Annotated in this window: 11 protein-coding genes; 6 read left to right on the plus strand and 5 right to left on the minus strand. The window is 47.2% G+C overall.

Annotated features, from left to right (window positions below):
• The first annotated feature begins 116 nt into the window (after positions 1-116).
• Together recB and recD are read left to right on the plus strand one after the other, a co-directional pair.
• Positions 117-3,755 carry an exodeoxyribonuclease V subunit beta gene (gene recB / locus AK965_RS14315; RefSeq protein ID WP_099080241.1) on the plus strand — a complete coding sequence of 1,213 codons (3,639 nt, stop codon included), beginning with the start codon at positions 117-119 and terminating at the stop codon, positions 3,753-3,755.
• On the plus strand, positions 3,755-5,902 hold the full coding sequence (gene recD, locus AK965_RS14320) for an exodeoxyribonuclease V subunit alpha (protein ID WP_099080242.1): 2,148 nt from the start codon (positions 3,755-3,757) through the stop codon (positions 5,900-5,902). Before recB ends, recD begins: the two co-directional genes overlap by 1 nt.
• A gap of 33 nt (positions 5,903-5,935) precedes the next feature.
• Here the strand turns inward: recD and AK965_RS14325 are convergent, their stop codons facing one another.
• A complete protein-coding gene (locus AK965_RS14325) occupies positions 5,936-6,124 on the minus strand; it encodes a hypothetical protein (RefSeq protein WP_099080273.1) in 189 nt (62 codons plus the stop codon).
• Positions 6,125-6,377: 253 nt separating this feature from the next.
• Positions 6,378-7,715 carry an amino-acid N-acetyltransferase gene (argA, locus tag AK965_RS14330; protein ID WP_099080243.1) on the minus strand — a complete coding sequence of 446 codons (1,338 nt, stop codon included), beginning with the start codon at positions 7,713-7,715 and terminating at the stop codon, positions 6,378-6,380.
• A gap of 167 nt (positions 7,716-7,882) precedes the next feature.
• Between argA and AK965_RS14335 the strand changes: the two genes are divergently transcribed.
• From AK965_RS14335 to csdE, 4 genes are all read left to right on the plus strand, one after another.
• The gene (locus AK965_RS14335) at positions 7,883-8,329 is read left to right on the plus strand and encodes a DUF2850 domain-containing protein (protein WP_253252701.1); all 447 of its coding nucleotides are present in this window, start codon (positions 7,883-7,885) and stop codon (positions 8,327-8,329) included.
• Between the two features lie 368 nt (positions 8,330-8,697).
• Positions 8,698-9,801, plus strand: coding sequence for a murein transglycosylase A (gene mltA / locus AK965_RS14340; RefSeq protein ID WP_099080244.1), 1,104 nt, complete (start codon positions 8,698-8,700; stop codon positions 9,799-9,801).
• A gap of 102 nt (positions 9,802-9,903) precedes the next feature.
• Entirely contained in the window at positions 9,904-10,713 is an 810-nt protein-coding gene (tcdA, locus tag AK965_RS14345; protein WP_099080245.1) for a tRNA cyclic N6-threonylcarbamoyladenosine(37) synthase TcdA, read from the plus strand.
• A gap of 21 nt (positions 10,714-10,734) precedes the next feature.
• Entirely contained in the window at positions 10,735-11,163 is a 429-nt protein-coding gene (csdE, locus tag AK965_RS14350; protein WP_099080246.1) for a cysteine desulfurase sulfur acceptor subunit CsdE, read from the plus strand.
• 369 nt (positions 11,164-11,532) lie between these two features.
• On the opposite strand, the gene csdA is transcribed toward csdE, so the two are convergent.
• Genes csdA through panE form a run of 3 tightly spaced genes read right to left on the minus strand, consistent with a single transcriptional unit; the run spans position 11,533 to position 14,230 of the window.
• Positions 11,533-12,744: a cysteine desulfurase CsdA gene (gene csdA / locus AK965_RS14355; RefSeq protein ID WP_099080247.1), complete on the minus strand. Its 1,212-nt coding sequence runs from the start codon at positions 12,742-12,744 to the stop codon at positions 11,533-11,535.
• Positions 12,744-13,343 (minus strand): DJ-1 family glyoxalase III, encoded by a 600-nt coding sequence (locus AK965_RS14360; RefSeq protein WP_099080248.1) that lies wholly within the window; start codon positions 13,341-13,343, stop codon positions 12,744-12,746. The genes csdA and AK965_RS14360 overlap by 1 nt, the downstream gene beginning before the upstream one ends.
• Complete coding sequence (gene panE / locus AK965_RS14365) at positions 13,343-14,230, minus strand: 2-dehydropantoate 2-reductase (RefSeq protein ID WP_099080249.1); 888 nt, start codon at positions 14,228-14,230, stop codon at positions 13,343-13,345. The genes AK965_RS14360 and panE overlap by 1 nt, the downstream gene beginning before the upstream one ends.
• Between the last annotated feature and the right edge of the window lie 76 nt (positions 14,231-14,306).

The raw sequence follows: 14,306 nt of genomic DNA on the forward strand, positions 1-14,306 counted from the left end.
CATATAAATAGAAAAATTAACGATAGATCACAATATAGGACGAGTTGATCTTTAGAGATGACTTAACCTCTGAAGCTCAAGACGTCCTTGTCAAAAATCCGGAGAGATTCAGCGTTATGGCGCAAATGTCAGTAGCAGCACCACTGCAAACCATGACTTTTCCATTGCATGGGGCAAGGTTAATCGAAGCATCCGCAGGTACAGGGAAAACCTTTACTATTGCGGGTTTGTACCTGCGTCTCTTATTGGGACATGGCAGTATAGAAACCAAGCACCGCGTTCCATTAACGGTGGACCAAATTCTGGTGGTGACCTTTACCGAAGCGGCGACAGCCGAGCTACGCGATCGTATTCGTGCTCGAATTCACGATGCGAGGATCGCATTCGCTCGAGGTCAAAGCAGTGATCCGGTGATCAAACCACTGCTAGAAGCCATTGATGATCACAAGCAAGCGACAGCGATCTTGTTGCAAGCGGAGCGTCAAATGGATGAAGCCGCGGTCTACACCATCCACGGTTTCTGCCAACGCATGCTAACGCAAAACGCTTTTGAATCGGGCAGCCGCTTTGAGAATGAATTTGTGACGGACGAGAGCCACCTAAAAGCTCAAGTGGTGGCGGACTACTGGCGTCGTAATTTTTACCCATTACCATTTGCTTTGGCTGGCGAAGTGCGTCAACTATGGGGTTCGCCATCGGAGTTGCTTTATGACATCGGTAACTACTTAACAGGCGCACCATTGAGCTTGTCTGTGCCTGCAATGCAGGGCAGTCTCGCAGATTTGCACGAGCAAAACTTAAAACAAATAGATGCATTGAAAACCCAATGGCGTGATAGCCAAGAGGATTTCTTAGCGTTGATCTCAGGTTCAGATGTCAATAAACGCAGTTACACCAAGAAATCGCTGCCAACTTGGTTAGAGGCCGTTAACGTTTGGGCGGCAACAGAAACGACGGGGTATGACTATCCAGACAAACTGGAAAAATTTGCGCAGAATGTGCTGCTTGAGAAAACCCCGAAAGGCACCGCGCCGCAGCATCCGGTGTTTGAGGACATTGAAGCCTTTCTAGCTACCCCAATTAGCCTTAAAGCACCACTATTAGCGCATGCGATTGAGCATTGTCGTGAGATGCTGGCGAAGGCAAAAAATCAGAAGCAATGGCTGTCGTTTGATGACTTGCTGACCCAGTTATCGGCGTCGATTGATACCGATGAAACCGCACTGCTGAAAGAGCGCATTCGTACGCTTTACCCTGTTGCGATGATCGATGAATTCCAAGATACCGACCCACTGCAATACAGTATTTTTAGCCGTATTTACCTAGATAACCCAGAGTGCGGTCTGTTTATGATCGGTGACCCGAAACAGGCGATTTATGGTTTCCGTGGTGCAGACATCTTTACCTACATCAAGGCGCGCAATCAAGTTAGTGCTCACTACACGTTAGGCACTAACTGGCGCTCGAGTGCGGAGATGGTGTCGGCGGTAAACCAGATTTTTGAGTTGCCAGATAGCCCGTTTATTTACGATTCGGACATTCCATTTCTACCAGTGAGTTACAGCCCTAGTGCGGATAAACGCATTTGGACCATGGGTGGGCAAAAGCAACCTGCGCTGACGTATTGGCTGCAAGAAGCCGAAGATAAACCACTGGCAAAAGGTGAATACCTGACTGCGATGGCAGAGGCGACAGCAAGCCAAATTCAAACCATTTTGACCTCGGCGCAACAAGGCCAAGCGTGTCTTGTTAATGGCGAGAAGCAAAAGCCTGTTAAAGCGGGTGACATTGCGGTTTTGGTGCGAACCGGTAGCGAAGGTCGCATGGTCAAACAAGCGTTGGCAGACCAAGGCATTGCCAGCGTTTACTTATCTAACCGAGATAGCGTATTTACCAGTACAGTCGCGCAAGATTTACAACGCTTGTTGCAAGCAGTGCTGGCGGCAGAAAACGATAGAGCATTGCGTGCCAGCTTAGCGTCAGAGTTGTTTGCGCTGGATGCAGCAAGTTTAGATGCCCTCAACAACGATGAAACCGTGTGGGAAAACGCGGTCAATGAGTTTAAAGAATACCGCAAGCTTTGGGTGCAACGCGGTGTATTGCCAATGCTGCGAGCGGTGATCAGCAAACGTCATATAGCAGAACGTTTGCTGGAAGAAGGTTCGAGTTCACAAGGTGAAAATGGTGAGCGAGTACTTACCGATTTGATGCACATCGGTGAACTACTACAGCAGGCGAGTAACGAACTAGACAGCGACCACGGCTTGCTGCGTTGGTTGGCACAATCCATCAGCGATGCACAGCATGGTCTTGGTGGCAGCGATGACCAAATTCAGCGCTTGGAATCGGAACGTAACTTGGTGCAAATCGTCACCATTCACAAATCCAAAGGCTTGGAATATGACTTGGTATTTCTGCCATTTGTGTTTGGCTACCGCGAGGCGAGCGAAGCTAAATACTACGATGCTGAGAACGATCGGACGGTCCTGGATATCACGAGCAATGATGCGTCGTTAAAACAGGCAGATAAAGAACGCCTTGCTGAAGATTTGCGTCTTATCTATGTCGCGTTAACGCGCGCCGTGTATGCCTGTTTCATTGGAGCTTCGCCACTGCGTAATGGTCGCTCAACCAAAGAACCAACCGGTGTGCATCAAAGTGCGATTGGTTACTTGGTGCAAAATGGCCAAGAGGGGGGCATCAACGACTTATTTCTTGGCCTTAAAAAGCAGCAAGAGAGCCTCGACAGCGTGGTGATTTGCGATCCTCCGAAACAGCATGACGAAATGTATGTGGCGGAACAAGCGGAGTTGGCAGAACTCACCGCCAAAGAGCTGCAAAATTCAATTGATAGAAATTGGCGTATCACCAGTTACTCGGGCTTGGTCAAGCAAGGCTCTCACCATGCTGAACATGACGCAATGATTGAAATCACCGGCTTTGATATCGATTCTTCAGAAGAGCAAGATGAAGCGGAATTGGTTGAGCCAGAACGTTCTATCTTCAACTTCCCTCGTGGCGCACGTCCGGGTACTTTCCTGCACAGCTTATTTGAGGAAATTGAGTTCACTCAGTCAGCGACGACGGAAGAGAACACCCAAATCATTCTCGGCTTGATGGAAAGCGAACAGCTTGATGAAGAATGGCTGCCAATCCTGCAACAGTTGATTGATACCGTGCTGGCGACGCCACTGGATAGCAAAACGCTGCTGCTCAATCAAAAAGGTCCGGCGCAACGTTTGGTCGAGATGGAGTTCTTACTGCCGATTGAAGTGCTGTCTGCGCCAGCATTGAACCGCGTGATTCAACGCCATGATCCGCTGTCTGCTAAAGCGGGCGATCTGGGTTTCCAAACTGTGCAAGGCATGCTGAAAGGCTTTATTGATTTGGTGTTCGAGCACCAAGGAAAATACTACGTTCTCGACTGGAAATCGAACCATTTGGGGGACGATGTGCTCAACTATCATGGTGATGCGTTAAAGTCGGCTATGGCGGATCATCGCTACGATCTGCAATACCAAATCTACGCCTTGGCGCTGCATCGTTTCTTACGCAGTAGGCTACCAAATTATGATTACCAACAGCACTTTGGCGGCGTTTATTACCTGTTCTTACGTGGTATGGATGGGCAAAGTGAACACGGCATTTTTTCTGCTAAACCAAGCTTCGAATTTTTACAAGAGATGGATCATTTGATTGATGGTCAAGTACTGGATACGCGATCGAGTGAATCGGGTCAGATGGAGTTAATTTGATGAAAACCAATGATCTTCTTTCTGAGCAAAACAGCGTAATGGCAACGTTAGAGCTAGTGGCAACCTTAGAGTCACTAGCAAGTAAGGGAGCGATTCGCCAATTGGACTACCAGTTCGCGCGCTTTATTTATTCGCAAGCAAACAGCCAAGAGTTGGCGTTTATTACTGGCGTGGTCAGCAGTGAGTTAGGCAAAGGACACATCTGTTTGCCCCTTTTTGATCATCAAGGCCAGCCGGTTGATCTTGCTAGCAAACTCGGTTTGTTTGGTGAATCGGCTTTAGTGCTAAATGCCCAGTTACAAGGCATTGATTGGGTTAAGCTTCTACAGAACTCACCATTGGTTGGTGCACATGGTGAGGCGCTGCCAATGATGTTTGATGGCGAACGTTTGTATCTACACCGTTACTGGCATTACGAAGTGACGCTAGCAGGCAAACTCCATCAATTAAGTGCGATAGTGAATCTGCAACCGCAAGAATTTGCACGTTTGTCTGAGCTGTTAAATCACTTGTTCGCTCGTCAGTATCATTTCCTGTTCAATGCATTAGCGAAAGCTGCGGAGACGGGAACCAGCAACCAAGTGCTACGTCAGCAGTTAGTGTGTGACCATTTGGATGTGGTCACCATGGATAGTTTAGATTGGGCTGCCATTGATGCGGCGGTCAGCCAAACGAAGCAAGTTCACGACCTGCAAGTGTTGGATGCGCTCGTACCATTATCGGCTTGTGTCAACTGGCAGAAGGTCGCTGCGGCTGTGGCACTCACGCGTCGCTTTGCGGTGATCTCGGGTGGTCCGGGCACGGGTAAAACTACCACAGTAACCAAACTGCTTGCTGCGTTGATTGAACAAGCAGGGCAGGAGAAGAACCTCACCATCAAGCTGGTGGCACCGACAGGTAAAGCCGCGGCACGTTTGACCGAATCCATCGGTAAAGCGATACAAGAACTACCGGTTGGGACTGAGCTCAAAGCAAAAATTCCAACCGAGTCGAGTACATTGCATCGTCTGTTAGGCGCAATCCCGAACAGCGTTGAGTTTCGTCACAACAAGCAAAATCCATTACATCTCGATATTTTAGTCGTGGACGAAGCCTCCATGGTCGACTTGCCGATGATGTATAAAGTCGTGGATGCGCTGCCAAAGCACGCTCGCTTGATTCTGCTCGGTGATAAAGATCAGTTGGCATCGGTAGAAGCCGGCGCGGTTCTGGGGGATATTTGCTCGTTCCATGCTTTCGGTTTTGGTAAAGAACAAGCGTCAGCGGTCTCCAAACTGACGGGGTTCGACACCTTAGCGTACAGCACCAACAACAATGCTTCGATTGCGGATAGCTTGTGTATGCTGCAAAAGAGTTACCGATTTGATGCCCGTTCTGGTATCGGTCAGTTAGCGAAAGCGGTTAACGCCGGCTCAGCGGCAAAAGTGGATGATGTTTGGAATCGCGATTTTGCTGATATCGAACATTTCGCGCTGAGTAGTCAAAACTACAACCAGATGTTGCAAACCTTGGTTGCAGAATACGGTCGTTATTTGAAGCGTATCGGGCAGCAAGAGGTGAACTCGCAAACGGGTGAGCCAGAAACCCAGACGCACAAAGCCAAAGCAGTACTAGATACCTTTAATCAATGCCGATTGCTGTGTGCGATTCGTGAAGGTGATTTTGGTGTGACAGGTTTAAATCAACGCATCGAAAAAGCACTAGCCGCGCGTAAGTTAATCCAAACTCAAGATGAGCTTTGGTATCACGGTAGGCCAGTTATGGTCACGCGTAACGACCACGGCTTAGGGTTGTATAACGGTGATATCGGCATTTGTATGCGAGATGACAGCGAAAGTGAACCACGCTTGAAAGTGTTCTTTGAGTTGCCCGATGGCAGCGTTAAGTCTGTGCTACCGAGCCGAGTCCCTGAACATGAAACTGCGTACGCGATGACCATCCACAAATCACAGGGCAGTGAGTTCGAGTATACGCTGATGATCTTACCGCCGGATTTCAGTCCAATCCTTACTCGTGAGCTGATCTACACAGGTATAACCCGTGCTAAGAAGCGTCTCGCGATGTATGCGGAGATGAATGTACTCAAGCGTGGCATCAAAGTGAAAACCACTCGAGCCAGTGGGTTAGTGTCACGCTTAACCAGTTAATCAAAAAGACCGAGCGCAATGCTCGGTCTTTCTTTAATCATTCTGAGTAAACGCGTTGGTAAAAGACACGCGATGAATTTTATATTGATGTTGGTAAGTGAGAATAAAATCTTTAATGGCATCGTTGACTGGAAATACACAGTGAACGTGCAGCCCTTCTAGAAAGTGGTTATCTGCCATATCCCAGAAGCTTTGCAGTGAATTGCAAACAATAGTTCTCATAACAGTGCTCATCATATTCATTGTAAGAGTAACAACTGTCCTTGATGTGTTATGCCGAGCAAGTTTCAGTGTTCGGCACTTTAGGGTGAGAGTTATTCACCTAGATCCATTTTTGGATTGATTAAAAGTCAACCGTTGAAGCGCGAAGTGTAGCCAATAGCATGCATATTGAAAAGGTTGGTTTGCGACCAATTTTAATGTAAAGCATTGCATAATTATTTCTAAGCTAAATGGCTAGGTTTTATGCATAACGTCAAAGGTCCAGTGCTAAGATTTTTGACTTACGTTGAAAGTTATATAGTCCTTGTTTCGCTCCAGGTAGGTAATCGACACTCACCTCATAAAAGCCTTGTTCTCTAAACCAGTGCAAACTACGTGTTGTCAAAACGAAGATTTGATGAATGTTGTCTGACTTGGTACGCTGCTTCATGTGATTAAGGAGCATTTGCCCTCGATTTCCATCACGATAATCGGGATGAATCGCCACACAGGCCATTTCTGCTTTGCGCTCTTCAACATATGGGTACAGCGCAGCACAGCCAATGATCAAACCATCTTTTTCAATAATGGTAAATTGACCAATCTCTTGTTCTAACTGTTCGCGAGAGCGTCTAACCAACACGCCTTGTTCTTCAAGTGGGCGGATCAAATCTAGAATGCCACCAATATCATTGATGCTTGCTTGGCGAACTTGCTCAGCACTGGCCATCACCACTTGCGTGCCGATACCGTCAAAAGAAAACAGTTCCTGAATCAATGCACCGTCGACTTTGTAGCTAATAAGATGGCTGCGTGGGACACCAGCACGACAAGCAGAGATAGAGCCTTTGAGAAAGCGTAATGTTCCGGAGTTATCGTCGGTGTCTGGTGAATGGGTTTCGGTAAGCCGTTTAATCACATGCTCAGCTTCGATTGGGAACAGTTCTGCGATGGCATTACCGCTATCATCAATGACCCCTTGCTCGGAGCAGAAACCAATCAACTTATCAGCGCCTAGTTTTATCGCAAGCTGAGTGGCAACCTCTTCAGAAAGCAGGTTAAAGCACTCTCCCGTAACAGAGCTGGCGATTGGACCGAGAAGAACAATCGAGCCTTGATCAAGAGTACGGTGAATGGCATCGGTATCGATTCGGCGAATGCGACCGCTGTGGCAGTAGTCGACACCATCATCCACCCCAAGTGGTTGCGCTATCACAAAGTTGCCGCTAACAACGTTGAGTTGTGTGCCAGCCATTGGTGTGTTGTTGAGGCTCATGGATAGACGAGCGGTAATCGCGAGTTGGAGTTGCCCTGCTGCTTGCATAACTATTGAAAGTGCGCTTTCATCAGTGATGCGTGTATTTTTGTGGTATGGTGTTGTCAGTGTATGTTTATCTAGTAACTGGTTAATTTGAGGACGTGCACCGTAAACCACGACAACCTTAATTCCAAGGCTATGCATTAATGCTATATCATTAATAATGTTACCAAAGTTTTTATCAGCAATGGCTTCGCCGCCTAACATTATTACCATGGTTTTGCCTCGGTGAGCGTTCACATATGGCGTTGATTGGCGGAATCCTTTAACGAGAGCGGTACTGCGAATTTTCACGACTGCCAGTCCTTATGGTTATTTATGTTTTATTATTGCCTATTTATTCATGAGTTCGCAAGAGTAATTTTGGAATGAAACACAAACATCCTTGATCCCCCCCTTCCTCCGATGAAGGGCGAAAGATTATAATGAGTTATCTATTATTACGTGGACACGTGGGCACTATGGTGTTATCCGCAAATAAGGGGGTTGAAAACTCAGCCCAAATCGACGCTGAAAAATCGATGCCTCGCAAATGGTTAGAGCGCTCGATAATGCTTATAGCCGTTGTGGGGACGATAGTTGCTTTTATGATGTATGGTGACGTGTTCATTCGTTACATCAACCCTCCGATTGCCAAGTCGAAGGTATATGGAAAGTGGGTAGAACAGGAGGTTGCCCCATACGTGCGTGAAGAGTTTGTCCTTAGTGAACGTGGTGTAACAGTGAATGGCGCTTTCGTGACGACAGGCTTTGAATTTGATGGCGATTCTCTACGTTACAAAGTGGGGTCAACCGTTCGCAGGTTTAACTTTGTCGATCAACAGCATACGGAAATGAAGCTTGATGCTAATGCACATTATTTGCCCGTATTTCATCTAGAAGGTCGTTCTGACTTAACTATCCGCTAGTCACCATACCGTATTGAGACACGGTTTACTGCGCCAATAAGGATAAACCGTGTGCTCACCATCCCTTAAAGCTAAGCACGTTTTCAAACATTGTCTGGACAATACCTTGATTGTTCTTTTGCTATTATGTCCGAATAACTTCTAGATCCTTGCTTAAGGGCGAGTTGCCTTGGTTTGCATACATTGTTAACGATTTTTAATTTAGAAACACTAGATCTTCAAATCGTTGCCTCGTCTACAAGTCAAAGTATTCTCGCTGAACCTAGCATCTCGAGGTTACTTGGGTATAAACTTTGTCGCAGCTTTTCAATTGCGTCGTATACATTTGTTTGTCATCCTTTCGCTATCTTCTATTACGGAAAAAAGACGTGTTAAAAAAACTTCTTCCAATTGTTTCTTTGGGTCTACTGTTTGGCTGTGCTCAGCAAAATGATCGTGCTCAGCAATACCTTGATGGTGAATTTCCTAGTATTTTGAATAAGGTTGATGTGGTTGAATCGAATAAACCGCGCGACTTTACGGAGTTCAATAAACAAGCTGAACAAGTTGTAACGAAATCAACTCGCATGGCAAAGATGTATCAGCCATTGTATGAAAAATTGAGTGAATGGGCTTTGCAAAGTGGGGAAACCAGCGACTTGAGCGCATATGGCATTCAAGCGGCGCAACTTGGCGGTGGTGATAAGAAGGGCAATGTGTTGTTCACGGGGTATTTCTCACCAGTGATGGAGCTGCGTCACGAACCGAACGAAACCTATAAATATCCGGTGTATGGTCTGCCTAACTGCAGTTCAGATTGCCCGACACGTGCTGAGATTTACAATGGTGCATTAGAGGGTAAAGGCTTGGAGCTTGGCTATGCGCCAAACATGATCGACCCGTTTATGATGGAAGTGCAGGGCAGCGGCTTTGTTCATTTTGAAGATGATGACACGTTGGAATATTTTGCTTATGCGGGTAAAAACAACAAAGCATACGTGAGTATTGGCCGTATTCTGATTGAGCGTGGTGAAGTGCCACGTGAAGAGATGTCACTCAAAGCGATCAAAGAGTGGGTAATGGCAAATGACGAAGCGACGGTTCGTGAGTTGCTAGAGCAAAACCCATCTTACGTTTTCTTTGCACCACAAGCTGACGCCCCAGTAACGGGCTCTGCAGGTATCCCACTATTACCAATGGCGTCAGTCGCTGGCGATCGTTCTATTTTGCCTATGGGGACACCAATCTTAGCAGAAGTGCCGTTACTTAATGCTGATGGCACATGGAGTGGTGCACACCAGCTTCGCCTGCTTATTGTGTTAGACACGGGCGGCGCGGTGAAACAAAACCACCTCGATCTTTATCACGGTATGGGCCCACGTGCGGGTACCGAGGCGGGTCATTACAAGCACTTTGGCCGTGTGTGGAAGCTTGGCTTGGAAAATACACCAACGCAAGCACCTTGGGCTTTACCGCCAGAGAAGTTACAATAACTGCCTAGCGAGACGAATCGCCTCTCATCATCTAGACATTTCCTCAAAGAGTGCGTATAAATCGCACTCTTTGTTTTTCTATCGATCATCTGGACTTTCAATATGCGTGAACTCGATACTCCGGCATCTGACAGCTACAACCAACGTTTTGGTGGTACTCGTCGTCTCTACGGCAACAGCGAAGTAGACATTCTGCGAGCTGCACACGTGTGTGTGATTGGTATTGGTGGCGTAGGTTCATGGGCGGTAGAAGCGCTGGCACGAACGGGTATTGGTGAGTTGACGCTTATTGATATGGATGACGTGTGCGTGACCAACATTAACCGCCAAATCCATGCGATGACAGGCACGGTTGGCCAAAGCAAAATCGAAGTGATGGCTGAACGCGTTAAACTGATTAATCCAGAATGTAAGGTGAATCTGATTGACGATTTTATTACGCCAGATAACCAACATGAGTATTTGAGCAAAGATTTCGATTACGTGTTGGATGCGATCGACAGTGTGAAAGCAAAAGCGTCGCTATTGGCTTATTGCCGCAGCAACAAGATCAAAGTAATCACCACTGGTGGTGCTGGAGGTCAAACCGATCCAACCCAAATTATGGTGGCGGATCTGACCAAGACTATCCAAGATCCACTGGCTAAGAAGATCAAAGACACCTTGCGTCGTCATCATAACTTCCCGAAAAATCCTGCACGTAAGTTTGGCATCGATTGTGTGTTCTCTACGGAGCAATTAAAGTACCCACAAGCAGATGGTTCTGTATGTGGTGTGAAATCGACAGCAGAAGGTCCAAAACGCATGGACTGTGCCAGTGGCTTTGGTGCTGCAACGGTAGTGACAGCAACGTTCGGCTTTGTTGCGGTTTCACGCATCGTTGAAAAGCTGATTCAAAAGCACAAGAAGTAACGCAAAGAAGAAGAGTGCATCATGACTGATTTTCCTGTTTCTCCATTTGGCACCGACATCACCAGTGAAGACATTGCTGCCACCATGCAGCAATTTAAAGGTTGGGAAGACCGTTATCGTCAGGTGATTCAATGGGGGAAAAAGCTGCCTCAAATGCCTGAAGAGCTCAAATCCGAGCAAGTAACGGTGTCGGGCTGCGAAAGCTTAGTGTGGTTGGTAAGCAAAGAGCAAAATGGCGTTTGGCATTTTTGTGCCGATTCTGACGCGCGTATTGTACGCGGCCTGATTGCCTTGGTGATGGCGGCTTACGACGGTAAAAGCGCAGAGCAAATCCAAGCGTTTGATATTGATGCTTACTTTGAACAACTTGGCTTAATCGCCCATCTAAGCCCATCGCGCGGCAATGGTTTGAAAGCGATTGTTGAGAAAATCAAAGAAACGGCTCAGTAAGAAAGGAAATAGGGCCTAGGATCCGAGCTCCTAGAGAAGTGCGTTGTTAGCTTTGTGCATTTCATCGAGTATTGAGAGATGTCTGGAATACGGAGCGCTTCGCTTCTCGATAATAAGAAAATTGCCTTACGCAATAACGTCATTCCAGCGAGCCTTAGCGAGACAAGGAATCTATTACTCACACGCGATTTAGCCTCGATTCATCACCTTTGCGCCCTCAAATTCGACCCGTAGATTCTGAATCATGTTCGTTCCTCACTGTTCAGAATGACCGCTGTTTTTTTCCAACTAAAAAGACGACGTAATCCGTAACTCAAAATGTTAGGCCCTAGGATCCTAGGCCCTTTCTTTATCCTAGAGCCTACCTTCCTAAAGCATATCAACCGCTTTCTCGACGGCGGCAATCAGCTTTTCAACGTCTTCTAACGTGTTGTAGATACCAAAAGAAACGCGCACCGTGCCTTTGACGTTAAGCGCATCCATCAGAGGATGAGCACAGTGATGCCCTGCACGAACCGCAATACCTTGCTGGTCTAGCAGCGTCGCAATATCTTGGTGGTGAACGCCATCCATAACAAAAGTCAGAACAGAAGCTTTCGGTTGGTAGCCAAGAATGCGAATGTCATCCAATTGGCTTAATGCTTGGTACGCTCTTTCTTGTAGAGTGTGCAGATGAGCCTCGACAGCTTGCCGATCGAAACCTTGATACCAGTCGATGGCTTTTGCCAACGCAATGGCACCCGCAACGTTTGGTGTACCCGCTTCAAATTTGCCTGGTAGCGCAGAAAACGTGGTTTTCTCAAACGAGACCTTATCTACCATTTTTCCGCCACCGTGCCATGGAGGCATCGCCTCTAACAGTTCTAGCTTGCCATAGAGTACACCGATACCTGCAGGGGCATAGAGTTTGTGACCTGAGAACACATAAAAATCGACATCTAACTCTGCCAAGTTCAACTGCTCATGCACGATACCTTGAGCACCATCTACTACGACAACAGCGCCTACCGCATGCGCCATGGCAATGATTCTTTCGATAGGTTGACGAGAACCTGTCACGTTAGTGATCTGTGCACAGGCGACGATTTTACAGCGCTCCGACAGTAGCGTTTCAAACGCATCGATATCGAACTGACAATCGGAGGTCATCGGAACCTTAACGATTTTCGCTCCTGTCTGCTCTGCGACTATTTGCCATGGAACGATATTGGCGTGATGCTCCATCTCGCTGATTAATATCTCATCGCCTGCGTTTAGTGTACTACGGGCATAAGTTTGCGCGATCAAGTTCAGCGCTTCGGTTGCACCACGTGTCCAAATGATCTCTTTTGAACTGGCTGCACCAATGAATTCCGCCACTGTGTCACGTGCCGCTTCAAATTGGCTGGTGGCATTGGCCGTTAAGCTGTGGCTACCACGATGTACATTGGCGTTCTGTGCGCTGTAATAATGGCTGATTACGTCAATGACGCATTGCGGCTTCTGTGTTGTCGCTGCACTATCTAGGTACACCAGAGGTGTTTGATTTACCGTCTGATTAAGGGCTGGGAACTGCTTACGTACTGCATTAACGTCAAACATTATTCGTCACCGAACTCGTGATAGTGGAGGGTAGGCAGTGTCACCATAGGCTCTGCAACAGTCCATGCATGCTCTTTGCCTGAAAGTTGGATGATAATCTCCATCGCAAACTCCAGCGCAGTACCAGGCCCCTGGCTAGTGATGAGATTGTGGTTCACATCCATGGTCACGCGTTTGACTCGCCATTTGTCGTCTGGGATATGAGATTGAAAGCTCGGGTGGCAAGTCATGAGCGCTTCTGGATACAAATTGTGGTGTTGAAGCACTAACGCTGGCGCGGCACAAATTGCAGCAACGAGTTTACCTTCGTACATATGCTGTTTCAGGATCTCAATCATGATAGTACTATCACGGAAGGTTTCCGCGCCGCCGACACCGCCAGAGAGTACAATCGCATCAAACTCGTCATCGGCAATATCGACCAATTTACAGTCCGCGGTCAGCGTGACGCCACGAGAGGCTTTCATCGTCAGTGCACCATCAAAGTCGGCACTTGCGACCGTCACTTCATAACCTGCACGAACCATGATATCGATGACGGTGACCGCTTCCATTTCTTCTGTGCCCGGTGCGATAGGTACTAAGATCTTTTTCTTCATTATTCAGTCCAGCTTTGTTCAATCTGTTTGATGCGTTGATAGAGCTTGGTGTTCTCTGGCGTACTGATTTGATGCTTTTCGGTGGTTTGCAGTAGATAACCAGTAATAAAGTCTATCTCGGTACGACGTCGGTGAAAAACATCTTGCCTCATAGAAGAGTAGTTTGCCGCAGTTGCGTTAACCACTTGCATTATGGTGGCGTGAAGTGCGTCAAAATCCACCTTTATCTCTTCTTTATTCATGACTTCTACCAACTCATGAGTGATGTTAGCCAACTCGATCGCAAACTCATTAGCGGCAAGCTCACCATTCTTACATTGATGGATAGCGGTCAGTGGGTTGATAGCGCAATTGATCGCAAGCTTGGTCCACAAGGCTCCGTTGATGTTAGGGTTCCAGTGCACCTCAGGCAGGGCGTGATTCATCACTTCGGCAAGGAAGTCACATTGAGCGCCTTTAGCATTAAAACCACCTAACTGTGTGTATCCATGACCAGTATGCAATACTTGCTGTTTGCTTGGCTTGTATGCGCCGTGCGTTGTCGTGGCAATCACGATAGGGTTATTGGCCAGCTTTGCCTCGATGAGTGGCGCGGTTCCCATCCCGTTGTGCATTAACATCACGATGGTGTCTTCGCTGATGTAGGGAAGAAGAGGTTCAATGGCGGATTCAACTTGCCAAGCTTTTACCGTGATTAAAATCAAATCAGCCTCTTGTACAGAGGTAATGCTTTGATTGGAATAAGTGGTAAGCGGAGCATCATCCAGTTGAAGCGACAACTCGCTCTCAGAGGTACGTCCCCACAATGAAACATGGTGTCCAACAAGTTTGAATTTAGTCGCCCAGAGTGAACCGACGGCTCCTGGACCAAGGATGAGAATATTCACCAAACGCGCTCATTAAAAAGATTTGCTGCAAGGATAATGAGGGAGAAAAGGAAAGCAAATAAAAATGGCGCCAGAG

The organism is Vibrio sp. PID17_43, assembly GCF_002608565.1.
Classification (GTDB): domain Bacteria; phylum Pseudomonadota; class Gammaproteobacteria; order Enterobacterales; family Vibrionaceae; genus Vibrio.

Coding starts and splice junctions, on each gene's coding strand:
- recB (WP_099080241.1), top strand. CDS start 117: ATGGCGCAAATGTCAGTAGCAGCACCACTGCAAACCATGACTTTTCCA.
- recD (WP_099080242.1), top strand. CDS start 3,755: ATGAAAACCAATGATCTTCTTTCTGAGCAAAACAGCGTAATGGCAACG.
- AK965_RS14325 (WP_099080273.1), bottom strand. CDS start 6,124: ATGAGAACTATTGTTTGCAATTCACTGCAAAGCTTCTGGGATATGGCA.
- AK965_RS14335 (WP_253252701.1), top strand. CDS start 7,883: ATGGTGTTATCCGCAAATAAGGGGGTTGAAAACTCAGCCCAAATCGAC.
- tcdA (WP_099080245.1), top strand. CDS start 9,904: ATGCGTGAACTCGATACTCCGGCATCTGACAGCTACAACCAACGTTTT.
- csdE (WP_099080246.1), top strand. CDS start 10,735: ATGACTGATTTTCCTGTTTCTCCATTTGGCACCGACATCACCAGTGAA.
- csdA (WP_099080247.1), bottom strand. CDS start 12,744: ATGTTTGACGTTAATGCAGTACGTAAGCAGTTCCCAGCCCTTAATCAG.
- AK965_RS14360 (WP_099080248.1), bottom strand. CDS start 13,343: ATGAAGAAAAAGATCTTAGTACCTATCGCACCGGGCACAGAAGAAATG.